This window comes from Methylobacterium sp. WL12 (assembly GCF_008039475.1).
GTDB lineage: Bacteria > Pseudomonadota > Alphaproteobacteria > Rhizobiales > Beijerinckiaceae > Methylobacterium > Methylobacterium cerastii.
On the sequence record NZ_VRUW01000121.1, the window covers coordinates 1 to 11,020 of the forward strand.

The following is an 11,020-nucleotide window of genomic DNA, read 5'->3' on the forward strand; positions in this document are numbered from 1 at the left end:
CCGCCCGCCCGGCCCGACCAGCGTCCCGTCGAGGTTGTTGCCGGTGTAGAGCTGCAGGCCCGGCAGCGTCGTCGCCACGTCGAGGCGGCGCCCGCTCGCCGGCTCGATGCAGCTCGCCGCCGGCCGCAGGCGCCCGTCCGCGCCGGCCAGGACGAAGCAATGGTCGTAGCCCTTGGCGATCACGAGCTGCTTGTCGCCCTCGCGGATGCGCCGGCCGAGCGGCATGCCGGCGCGAAAGTCGAACGCCGTGCCGGCGACCGGCCGCAACGTGCCGGTCGGGACCTGCGTCGCGTCGGTCTCCAACACCGCGTCGGCCGGGATCGCGACCACGTGGCCCATCACGTCGCCGGCGCCTTCGCCCGCCAGGTTGAAGTAGCCGTGGTGGGTCAGGTTCAGCACGGTCGGGCGGTCGGTCTGCGCGCGGTAGTCGATCCGCAACGTCCCGTCCTCGGGCAGGCTGTAGGTCACGGTCACGTCGAGGTTGCCCGGAAAGCCCTCCTCGCCGTCGGGCGATCGGCGCGCGAGCGTGAGATGCTTGTCGTCGGCCGACTCCACCCGCCACATCCGCCGGTCGAACCCGCGCGGGCCGCCATGCATCGCGTTCGGCGGCTCGTTGGTCGGCAGCGCGTAGGCGTGGCCGTCGATCGCGAAGCGCCCGTTCGCGATGCGGTTGGCGAAGCGCCCGATCAGGCCGCCGAAATGCGGGCTCTTGGTCTCGTAGCCCGCCACCGAGTCGAGCCCGAGCACGACGTCGGCCGCATGGCCCGCCCGGTCGGGCGTCTCGATCGCGGTGACGATGCCGCCGTAATCGAGCACGTGGACGCGAAGCGCGCCCCGCCCGAGGGTGAAGCGCGTCACCGTCTCGCCGTCCGCCGTCGTTCCGAAGGTCTCGCCCGCCATCCCTGGTCCCGACCGTGATCCGCCGCGCCGACCGTCGGCGACACCCTCGAAGACCGAACACCGGACCACGATCGGCCCGACCCGTCGCGGTCTGACCGCCGCGACCACGGGGCGGCGGCGATCCGCCGGACCTCACGGATTCCCACCCATGAGACCCGGTGCAAGCGGAGGCATTCCGACCCGTCGTGCCATCCGGCCGCGTCCGAAGTCGACCGGACGTGGCCGGATCCGTCGCCCTCCAGGCCTGCCGGGAAGCGGACGTGGCCCCGATCAACCTCGACCGATGGGCTCGAGCGAACCCGAACCGAGTTGTTCGAGGATCCGCGTCAGCGCCACGCGGTTGTTCTTGTCTTCCGCGCTTTCGAGGGCGTCCTGCAGCACGAGCCGGATGTCGTCGGCCTCGACCCGCTCCATGTCCCAATCCGGATAGAGGCGCTCTCGTTCCTCCTCGCTCTGGCTCAGCGAAACGATATCGTAGTGGCGCTCGTCTCGATGCAGGGTCGCGATCAATTTCCGTATCTCGGCGGCCGGCCCCTCGATCCACTGGAAGAAAACGCCGCTGCCGAAGACCAGCACGCCGGTAATGCCGTGGGCAAGATTGTTGCGCTTGGCCGCTTCGACGATGCGGGTGACTTCGGCGTCGTCGACGTGTTCCGCGGCACGACTGCAATAGACGAAATGGTACAGAGGGACCAACGTCGCGTCGTCCGACTCGGCGCCGCGCGGAATGCCGTACTCATCGAACATGGGTGAGATCGCTTCGTTGGCGGCAGGGAGACCGAGGCGTGGATGGGACACTGGCGGCGCCCGCATCCACCGGACAGCATCGGTTCGATCAGGCTGTCGGCCATCCATCTTTCGAAGAACGCCGAGTCGTTCCCGATGCGCGTCGTTCCCGATGCGCGTTACGCGTCGTCGTATGCGGGTTCGGCGGCGAGCCGCTCGAATATTCTGAGCGCCTGCAGCGGAGTCGCCTGATCGATCGCTCCGTTGGCAACTTCGGCTTGCGACCACATCCAGGAGCGGGCCGGATCGTCGCGCATCGCCCAGCCGGGGAATAAACGGTCCGTCACCGGGTGATAGGACAACCGCCGGATCTCCAGATGCCGGTCGTCCCTCAAGATCCGGGCATAGGTGGCATCCAGCACCTCGGCCGAGCCCTCCAGCAACTGCATGTAGACATCCGCCCTGCAAATGAGAGCGCCGGTGATCCCATCGCGCGCGTTGCAACGCCGCGATTGCGATAGGATGCCGTTGAGCATCGCTTGGTCGAACCCGAAAGGGCGTGAGGCATAGATGAGCTGAACGACAGACATTGCTGCTGGATCCTGTCAGGACGTCGGATTGGCAGAGCGATCTACATGCGGTCGTTCGAAAGCTCCGAGGATCCGTGGAAGCCGAGGACGTCGCCCGTCGGCGTCATGGCCTGGGCGAGCGTTCGGCGCCTGCGGACGACAGCAGCCTCTGTGCAAGCAGCACCGCGGTGGGGGCGTCGACCGCCGAGGCGTCGGCGCCGACCCGGGCGACATGTTCGGGATGCTCCAGGAAGACGGGTCCCCCGACCATGACGCCGATCGAAGGATTGAGCGACGCCCGTCGTACCGCCTGGATCGATGCGGCGAGCTGATCCAGGCGGCTCTCGCAGCTCAGCGTCAGACCCACCACGCCGAACGATTCCGACCCGACGAGATCGGCGATCTCCTCGGGCGTGGAGGCGAGGCCGCTCGCCACGTGCCAGCCGGCCTTCCGCAGGAACTGCTCGACGATCGCCAAGCCGAAGGTGTGGAGCTCGCCGGGTGCTCCCATGAGCAGGATACGGCGCGCGCTGTCGTAGGGCGCCAGGCCTCCGTCCGAGCGGAACGTGGCCAGCAGGAACTGGAGTTGGGCGAGGCCGGCCGTGACCTCGATGAAGTCGCACAGGTCGTCGTCCCACATGCGTCCCAGCAGAGCCGCCGAAGGTGCGAGCAGGTCGAGGAACAGGTCGTCGACGCAGTAACCCTTGGCCGTCAGGGCCGTGAACGCGCTCAGGAGGGCCGCGACGTCGTGCCCGAGGATCAGATCCGTGAAGCCCGCGACCGTTTCCGTATCCAGCTTCGGCAGCACGTCCGACCGGACCTGCCGCTCGCCGCGATCGAGCAACATCAGCCGGGGGATGATGTCCGTCTGGACGATGCGGCCGAGCGCGAGGGTTCGCTGCCGGGCCTGGTCGACGGATCTTCGCCGCGCATAATCCTCGCGGACATACGCGGCTTCCGCGATCCCCTCCGTGATCAGACCGGCCCACTCACGGTGGGGTGATCCCTGATCCAGCATTGCCTCATCCCCATGGTCCGGGGTTGGCGTCCCCGTTTGTCGTCGACCGTCGTCCGGCGAGTACGGGGTGCAACAGAGACGCAAATGCGCACGTTGTAAAGACGGCGACGGTCCCGGCGCTTGCCGCCGATGGCGGTGGTTTCGGCGGGCTGAAAAGCCTCCGCTCGCCGAGGCGGAGGTCCTCGAACGTTCCCCTGCCGCCGGCCGTGGCCCGAAGCGGACCGACCGCTCCCGACCCGGCTCGGAGGCGTCTCGCGGGTGCCCGCCGTCGGATCTTCACGGCCGGGGCGGGTCGGCTCACGGCACGGTCGCCGGCTCCGCGGGATCGTCGGACAGCTGCATCCGGTGCAGGCGGGCGTAGGCGCCGCCCTGCGCGATCAGCGCCTCGTGCCGCCCGGTCTCGACGACCCGGCCGGCCTCCATCACCACGATCAGGTCGGCCTCGCGCACGGTCGAGAGCCGGTGGGCGATGACCAGCGTGGTGCGGCCCTTCATCAGCCGGGTCAGGGCGTCCTGCACCAGGCGCTCGGATTCGGAATCCAGCGCCGAGGTCGCCTCGTCGAGGAGCAGGATCGGCGCGTCCTTGAGGAAGGCGCGGGCGAGCGAGATGCGCTGGCGCTCGCCGCCCGAGAGCCGGCCGCCGGCCGGGCCGACGCGGAACTCGTAGCCCTCGGGCAGGCGCGAGACGAAGCCGTGGGCGGCGGCGGCCTCGGCGGCGGCCATGATCTCGAGCATCTTCGCGCCGGGCCGGCCGAAGCCGATGTTGGCCGCGATGGTGTCGTCGAACAGCACCACCTCCTGCGAGACCACCGCGACGGCGGCGCGCAGCGACGAAAGCGTCACCCCGCGCACGTCCTGCCCGTCGATGGCGACGGTGCCACCGGTGGCGTCGTAGAGCCGCGGCACGAGGTTCAGGAGCGAGGACTTGCCCGAGCCCGAGCGGCCGACGAGCGCCGTGGTCGAACCCGCCGGCACCACGAGGTCGATGCCCTCCAGCGCCGGCGCGTCGGCGCGGTAGCGGAACTGCAGGTTCCGGTAGGCGATCTCGCCGGGGCCGGGCTTGAGCGCCTTGGCGCCCGGCGCCTCGCGGATCGTCGGGGCCTCGTCCATCAGGGCGAAGTAGCGGGTGAGCGCGGCGGCCGCCTCCTGCAGGATCGCGTTGAGGGTGCCGAGCGCGCGGGCCGGCTGGGCGGCGAGCAGCAGGGCGGCGACGTAGCCGGTGAAGTCGCCGACCGTGCGCTCGCCCGCCATCACCCGTTGGCCGACCAGCATCAGCACCGCCGCCACGGCGAAGCCGCCGCCGACCTCGAGCAGCGGGTCGAGGCGGCCGCGGGCGTTGGCGGCCTTCATCTTGAGGCGGCGGACCGAATCGAGCGCGTCCGCCGCGCGGCCCTTGAGGTATCCCTCCATCGCGTAGGTCTTTGCGATGCGCACGCCCTGCAGGCTCTCGGAGATCAGGCTCGCGGTGGCGCCCATCTGCTCCTGGGTGGTGGTGGAGACGCGCCTGAGCTTCTTGCCGATCTTTCCGATCGGCCCGGCGACGAACGGCACGGTGACGGCGGCAACCCCCGTCAGCACCGGGTCCATCCAGATCAGCGCGGCGACGAGGCCGACGAGCATCGCGACGTCGCGCAGCAGCACCGTCGAGATGCGGGTCAGCGCCTCCTTGATGAAGGCGAAGTCGGTGGTGAAGCGCTGGGTGAAGGCGGCCGGGCTCTCGCGCCCGAGCTGCGCCAGGTCGGCGTCGATCAGGTGGCCGTAGAGCGCCGCCTGCATGTCGGCCTCGACCCGCGTGACGACGCGGTTGGTCAGCACCGTCTGCCCGAACAGCGCGAAGCCCCGCACCGAGGTGACGACGATGACGATCAGCGGCCCGTAGGCGAGAGCGCCGGAATCCTTCCGGTCGAACGCGTCGAACGCACCCTTGATCAGCGCCGGGTACAGGCCGGTGGACGCGCCGACGAGCGCGATCAGCACCAGCACGACGGCCAGCGTGCCCCGGTGCGGCGACAGCCATTCGCGCCAGAGCCGGCGGAGCAGGGGGATCGTGTCGCCCTTCAGGCGCGCCATCGCGGGTTCCGCAATCGTCCGGGCGAAGGGCGCCGGCCCACCGTCGCCCGAGGCGGCGGTGGCGCGGGTGTGCCGCCCTCGGCCCCGCGGATCAAGCGCCGCCTGGCCTCGGCGGGCGTCGCGGGGGCCGGCTCGTCGGTCGGGCCGCCTCCGTGCGGACCTGACCGCGTCCGTGTTTCGCCGGTCTGTCCCGCCCGGCGGCTTGGCGATGTAACAGTATGACACTATCAGCAGGCACGACCGGCTTGAGGAGCGTGACCACGATGAGGACCTGGATTGCAGCCTGGCGAGGTTTCGCGCGTATGTCGGCCTTGGCGCTGAGCTTGGCCGGCGGCGCGCTCCCGGCCTCCGCGGCGGAGCGCCTGCGGGCGGTGGCGACCTTTTCGATCCTCGGCGACCTCGTGCGGCAGGTCGGCGGCGACGCAGTCGCGGTGACGACGCTGGTCGGACCCGATGCCGACGCCCACGGCTACAGCCCGGCGCCGGGCGATTCGCGGACGCTGGCCGCCGCCGGCATCGTCTTCGTCAACGGCCTCGGCTTCGAAGGCTGGATCGACCGGCTGATCCGCGCCTCGGGCTCGAAGGCCCCCGTGGTCGTCGCCTCGGCCGGCGTCGCCACGATCCCCGGCCGCCACGACCATCGCCACGGCGAGGGCGGCCGCGACGCGGCGGGTGCGGACGCCGACCCGCATGCCTGGCAGAGCGTTCCCAACGCGAAGGTCTACGTCGCCAACATCCGCGACGGGCTGGCGAAGGCCGATCCCGGCCACGCCGCCGACTACCTCCGCAACGCCGAGGCCTACCTCGCCAGGCTCGACGCGCTCGACGCCGAGATCCGCGCCGCGCTCGCCCGGATTCCCGCCGACCACCGCAAGGTCATCACCACGCACGACGCCTTCGGCTACTTCAGCGCCGCCTACGGCCTGACCTTCCTGGCGCCGCAAGGGGTCTCGACCGACAGCGAGGCGAGCCCGCAGGACGTCGCCCGGATCATCCGCCAGGTCCGGCAGGACAAGGTCCCGGCGGTGTTCATCGAGACCATCGCCGACCCGCGCCTGATGCAGCAGGTCGCCCGCGAAAGCGGCGCGCGGATCGGCGACAAGGTCTATTCCGACGCGCTCTCCGGGCCGGGCGGGCCCGCCTCGACCTATCTCGACATGATGCGGAGCAACCTGCGCGCGTTCAGCGCCGCGCTTTCGCCTTCGTAACCCTCAGAGCAGGCCGAGCTGCCCGCCGCCGTCGCCGGCGCTGCGGCGCTTAGGGCCGTTCCCGACCAGCACGCCGGCGCCCGACACCATCGCCTTGAACGCGGCGACGTCGGCATAGGCCTGGACCTGGGTCCGGAACCGCACGGGCGAGCACACGACGGGCCCGTTGCGGTCGTCGACCAGCGTCCAGAGCCACAGGCCGGTCGTATCCTCGGTGATATCGAACTGCATCGACGCCGCCCCCCGGCAGGTGCTGGATGCCATCCTGGATACGCGAGAAAAAAGCTCGACGGGTAAACGGCTTAGGCCGTTCAAGGCTTTGCCGGCAACGAACCGGCGAATCGGCCTGGTTGTCCCCGCTTTCCTCGGTTTTCACACAGAAGGCGGCCGGCGCCGGCGACGAACAGCTTCGTCCTGCGGCCCGTCTAGTCGTGCGCGCGCCGCGTCAGCCAGAACGCCCAGAGGCCGAGCATGAGGCCACAGATCGGGAAGGCGAACATCAAGAGAACGTGCGGATCGCTCATCGGAGGGTCCTGAGAATCCTGCGTCCCAGCCAATGTAGGGCCGCACTCGTCGTCGCGCAAAGGAGGAGGTTGGCGCCCAGGAGCGCGGCTCCGAAGTCGATGCCGGCGAGTCGCCCCGAGAAGACGGGCGCGAGGCCGCCGACGGCCAGAATCGCGATGGCGACGCCGTTCACGTAGGTCGCGGTCAGCTTGGCGCTCTCGTTGGCGACGAGCTTGGCCCGATCGCCCGCGTCTCGCGGAGCCTCGGATTCAGTGGCCATCAGGCGGCATAGCGGGCAACCCGGCAGGGAGAAACGGTCCGCCGACGCCGCGGCGCCGGTCATGTCGACCCATGACAGATCGTAAACCGATGGTTAAGACGCCCGCTCTAGCTTGATCGTGAGAGTGACCGGCGCCGATCTCCGCGCGCCGGCCTTCGGGGGACCGACGTGCGTTGGGGGGCTGATCGCTGGCGCTTGTATCGGCTGGTCGGGCGCGAGGTCGCGCGGACCGCGCGCGCCGCCTCGGCGCGTCTCTCCGCGCCGCCGGACATCCTCGCCCGCGTCCGCGTCACCGGCCTGGTCATCGCGCCGCACGACCTGCGCACCTCCGACGCCACCTTCGCCGACGACATCTATGCCGGGCTGTTCGTCTTCGCCGGGCGCTCGCTGGCGGTGAGCGGCGGCTCGCCGTTCGACTACACCCCGCCCTCGCCGGAATGGGCCGACGTGCTCTACGGCTTCGGCTGGCTCCGACACCTGCGCGCCGCCGACACCGCGCTCGCCCGCTCCAACGCCCGCGCCTTCGTGGCCGACTTCATCGCCGGGCGCGGCGACGCCGCCCTGGCGCGCCAGACGCCGGTGGCCGCGCGCCGGCTGATCTCGTTCCTCAGCCAGTCGCCGCTGGTGCTGGAAGGGGCCGACCACGCCTTCTACCAGGCCTTCCTGAAGGCGCTGGCCCGGGGCGCGCAGCAGCTCGAGCGCGACCTGCGCCGCGGGGTGCCGCCGCAATGGCGGCTGAACGCGGCAGTCGCCTTGTGCTTCGCGGGCCTGTGCTGCGAAGGCATCCAGCCGATCCTGCGGCGGGCCACCCGCGTGCTCTCGCGCGAGCTCGACCGCCAGATCATGGCCGACGGCGGCCACCGCTCGCGCGACCCGCGCTTCGCGATGGAACTGCTCCTCGACCTGCTGCCCCTGCGCCAGAGCTATCTCAGCCGCAGCGTCGAGCCGCCGGCGGCTTTGCTCGGCGCCATCGACCGGATGCTGCCGCTGCTGCGCCTGCTCCGGCACGCCGACGCCTCGCTCAGCCACTTCAACGGCATGGGCGCGACGGCCGCCGACCACCTCGCGACGCTGCTGATCTACGACGGCGCCCTGGCGCAGCCGATGATGCATGCGCCGAACTCCGGCTACGAGCGCCTGGAAGGCGGCCGCATCGTCATCGTGGCCGATGTCGGCGCGCCGCCGCCGCTGCCGTACTCGCTCAACGCCGGGGCCGGCTGCCTCTCCTTCGAGATGTCGAGCGGGCCGCAGCGGATCGTGATCAATTGCGGCCTGCCCGCGAGCGGCCCGGAGCTGCGCCGGCTCGCCCGCACCACCGCCGCCCACTCGACCGCCTGCGTCGCCGACGCGTCGTCCTGCCGCTTCCTCGGGTCGGGCGGGTGGTGGGGCGAGCGCGTCGCCGCGCGCTGGCTCGAGCGGCGGGTCGGCCCCGTGGTCCTGCGCGGCCCCGCGGCGGTGAAGGCCGAGCGCAGCGACGAGGGCCCCGCCACCGTGCTGGCCGCCCGGCACGACGGCTATGCCCGCGACCACGGCATCGTCCACGAGCGGCGCTGGCAGCTCGACGGCGCGGAGGGCCGCCTCGACGGGCAGGACGCGTTCCTGCGCCCGGCGACGAAGGCGGGCCGCGTGCGGACGCAGGACGTGGCGATCCGTTTCCACCTCCACCCGGCGATCGCCGTGCGGTCTTTGGAGGACGGGCTCGAATTGTCCTCGCCGCTGGGCGAGGTCTGGCGGTTCCACGCCACCGGCGCCGAGATCCGGCTGGAGGAGAGCGTCTACTTCGCCGGCCTCACCGGCGCGCGCCGCACCGACCAGATCGTGCTGCACCTACCGGTCCACGACGACGTGCGCGTCGACTGGACGTTCGAGCGCCTCGCCTCCGCCCCGGGACGCGCGCCGACCGCCGCGGCCTGAGCGGACTTCTGGCCCGACTGCGGCCATTCGTGCTACCGCGCCGCCAACGGCCCTCGAAACGACAAGACCCACGATGTCGCATGATCAGGTGCGGGTTGCCCGCGCGCTCCTTTCCGTCTCCGACAAGGCGGGGCTCGTCGACTTCGCCCGCGCCCTGAGCGCACGCGGCGTCGCCCTCGTCTCCACCGGCGGCACCCACAAGGCGCTGACCGAGGCCGGGCTGCCGGTCACGGAGGTCTCCGAGCTCACCGGCTTCCCCGAGATGATGGACGGGCGGGTGAAGACGCTGCACCCGGCGGTGCATGGCGGGCTGCTCGCCATCCGCGACAACCCCGAGCATCAGGCGGCGCTCGCCGCCCACGGCATCGCCGCGATCGACCTGCTCGTGGTCGACCTCTACCCGTTCGAGGCGACGATCGCGGCCGGCCGCTCTTACGACGACTGCGTCGAGAACATCGACATCGGCGGCCCGGCGATGATCCGCGCGGCGGCCAAGAACCACGCCGACGTCGCCGTCGTCACCGACGTCGCCGACTACGCCCCGGTGCTGGACGCCTTGGCGCAGGGGAACGGGACGCTCACCCGCCCGTTCTGCCGAGCGCTCGCCCAGAAGGCCTACGCCCGCACCGCCGCCTACGACGCGGCGATCGCCAACTGGATGTCGGGGCACGTCGAGGCCGCGGGCACCGCGCCCTTCCGGAGCTTCGGCGGAGCGCTCGCGCAGGGGCTGCGCTACGGCGAGAACCCGCACCAGGCGGCCGCCTTCTACCGGGCGCCGGGGATCGCGCGGGCGGGGATCGCCACCGCGCGCCAGGTGCAGGGCAAGGAACTATCCTACAACAACCTCAACGACACCGACGCGGCCTACGAATGCGTCGCCGAGTTCGATCCGGCGCGCGCGGCGGCGGTGGCGATCATCAAGCACGCCAACCCCTGCGGCGTGGCCGAGGGCGAAAACCTCGTCGAGGCCTATGCCCGCGCGCTCGCCTGCGACCCGACCTCGGCCTTCGGCGGCATCGTCGCCCTGAACCGGCCCCTCGACGCGCAGGCCGCCGCCGAGATCGTCAAGATCTTCACCGAAGTCATCATCGCGCCTGAGGCCTCGGAGGAGGCGATCGCGATCGTGGCCGCCAAGAAGAACCTGCGCCTGCTGCTGGCCGGTGGCCTGCCGGACCCGCGGGCCGCGGGCGACACCGTGCGCACGCTCGCCGGCGGCCTGCTGGTGCAGGGCCGCGACGCCCTGGTGATCGACGACATGGCGCTGACCGTGGTGACGAAGCGCGCCCCGAGCGAGGCGGAGCTTTCCGACCTGCGCTTCGCCTACCGCGTCGCCAAGCACGTGAAGTCGAACGCCATCGTCTACGCCAAGGACGGCGCCACCGTCGGCATCGGCGCCGGGCAGATGTCGCGGGTGGATTCCTCGCGGATCGCCGCCTGGAAGGCCGCGGAGGGCGCCCAGCGCCTCGGCCGGGCGGAGAGCCTTGCGGTCGGGGCGGTGGTCGCCTCCGATGCGTTCTTCCCCTTCGCCGACGGCCTGATGGCGGCGGCCGAGGCCGGCGCCACGGCGGTGATCCAGCCCGGCGGCTCGATGCGCGACGACGACGTGATCCGCGCCGCCGACGAAGCCGGTCTGGCGATGGTGTTCACGGGGGTGCGCCACTTCCGGCACTAAGAAATTTTTAGTTTAGGAACATAGATCATTACAGATACGCCATACATCTACCGGCGTCAATTTTTAAATAATGGATTTATGAACTATGGCCTACAATTTACTGTACGCTATATTAGCATTAGGTGCTGGAGTCTTGTGTCTATATTCCGCAGAGTACAC

The 11,020-nt window shown here is 70.8% G+C and carries 10 protein-coding genes; 3 read left to right on the forward strand and 7 right to left on the reverse strand.

Annotation, left to right across the window (positions count from 1 at the left end; translation table 11 throughout):
* From FV226_RS25355 to FV226_RS25375, 5 genes are all read right to left on the reverse strand, one after another.
* On the reverse strand, positions 1–900 hold a 900-nt coding region (locus FV226_RS25355; protein ID WP_147765102.1), incomplete at its 3' end, for an aldose epimerase family protein.
* A gap of 270 nt (positions 901–1,170) precedes the next feature.
* Entirely contained in the window at positions 1,171–1,647 is a 477-nt protein-coding gene (locus tag FV226_RS25360; protein WP_147765103.1) for a BLUF domain-containing protein, read from the reverse strand.
* Between the two features lie 158 nt (positions 1,648–1,805).
* On the reverse strand, positions 1,806–2,216 hold the full coding sequence (locus tag FV226_RS25365; RefSeq protein WP_147750765.1) for a BLUF domain-containing protein: 411 nt from the start codon (positions 2,214–2,216) through the stop codon (positions 1,806–1,808).
* 103 nt (positions 2,217–2,319) lie between these two features.
* Positions 2,320–3,213, reverse strand: coding sequence for a cobalamin B12-binding domain-containing protein (locus FV226_RS25370; protein ID WP_147765104.1), 894 nt, complete (start codon positions 3,211–3,213; stop codon positions 2,320–2,322).
* A gap of 297 nt (positions 3,214–3,510) precedes the next feature.
* The gene (locus FV226_RS25375) at positions 3,511–5,283 is read right to left on the reverse strand and encodes an ABC transporter transmembrane domain-containing protein (protein WP_147765105.1); all 1,773 of its coding nucleotides are present in this window, start codon (positions 5,281–5,283) and stop codon (positions 3,511–3,513) included.
* A gap of 302 nt (positions 5,284–5,585) precedes the next feature.
* On the opposite strand from FV226_RS25375, the gene FV226_RS25380 reads away from it, so the two are divergent.
* A complete protein-coding gene (locus FV226_RS25380) occupies positions 5,586–6,491 on the forward strand; it encodes a metal ABC transporter substrate-binding protein (RefSeq protein ID WP_246685616.1) in 906 nt (301 codons plus the stop codon).
* Between the two features lie 3 nt (positions 6,492–6,494).
* On the opposite strand, the gene FV226_RS25385 is transcribed toward FV226_RS25380, so the two are convergent.
* Both FV226_RS25385 and FV226_RS25390 read right to left on the reverse strand, forming a co-directional pair.
* A complete protein-coding gene (locus FV226_RS25385; RefSeq protein WP_147765107.1) occupies positions 6,495–6,722 on the reverse strand; it encodes a hypothetical protein in 228 nt (75 codons plus the stop codon).
* A gap of 289 nt (positions 6,723–7,011) precedes the next feature.
* On the reverse strand, positions 7,012–7,338 hold the full coding sequence (locus FV226_RS25390) for an amino acid transporter protein (protein WP_246691734.1): 327 nt from the start codon (positions 7,336–7,338) through the stop codon (positions 7,012–7,014).
* A gap of 105 nt (positions 7,339–7,443) precedes the next feature.
* Between FV226_RS25390 and FV226_RS25395 the strand changes: the two genes are divergently transcribed.
* Positions 7,444–9,189 carry a heparinase II/III family protein gene (locus FV226_RS25395; RefSeq protein WP_147765108.1) on the forward strand — a complete coding sequence of 582 codons (1,746 nt, stop codon included), beginning with the start codon at positions 7,444–7,446 and terminating at the stop codon, positions 9,187–9,189.
* A 73-nt stretch (positions 9,190–9,262) separates the two neighbouring features.
* The gene (purH, locus tag FV226_RS25400; protein WP_147750772.1) at positions 9,263–10,861 is read left to right on the forward strand and encodes a bifunctional phosphoribosylaminoimidazolecarboxamide formyltransferase/IMP cyclohydrolase; all 1,599 of its coding nucleotides are present in this window, start codon (positions 9,263–9,265) and stop codon (positions 10,859–10,861) included.
* Positions 10,862–11,020: the final 159 nt, after the last annotated feature.

Excerpts from the sequence above, each read along its gene's own strand:
- FV226_RS25360 (WP_147765103.1), bottom strand. The coding sequence starts at position 1,647 with ATGTTCGATGAGTACGGCATTCCGCGCGGCGCCGAGTCGGACGACGCG.
- FV226_RS25380 (WP_246685616.1), top strand. The coding sequence starts at position 5,586 with ATGTCGGCCTTGGCGCTGAGCTTGGCCGGCGGCGCGCTCCCGGCCTCC.
- purH (WP_147750772.1), top strand. The coding sequence starts at position 9,263 with ATGTCGCATGATCAGGTGCGGGTTGCCCGCGCGCTCCTTTCCGTCTCC.
- FV226_RS25390 (WP_246691734.1), bottom strand. The coding sequence starts at position 7,338 with ATGACCGGCGCCGCGGCGTCGGCGGACCGTTTCTCCCTGCCGGGTTGC.
- FV226_RS25365 (WP_147750765.1), bottom strand. The coding sequence starts at position 2,216 with ATGTCTGTCGTTCAGCTCATCTATGCCTCACGCCCTTTCGGGTTCGAC.
- FV226_RS25375 (WP_147765105.1), bottom strand. The coding sequence starts at position 5,283 with ATGGCGCGCCTGAAGGGCGACACGATCCCCCTGCTCCGCCGGCTCTGG.
- FV226_RS25370 (WP_147765104.1), bottom strand. The coding sequence starts at position 3,213 with ATGCTGGATCAGGGATCACCCCACCGTGAGTGGGCCGGTCTGATCACG.
- FV226_RS25385 (WP_147765107.1), bottom strand. The coding sequence starts at position 6,722 with ATGCAGTTCGATATCACCGAGGATACGACCGGCCTGTGGCTCTGGACG.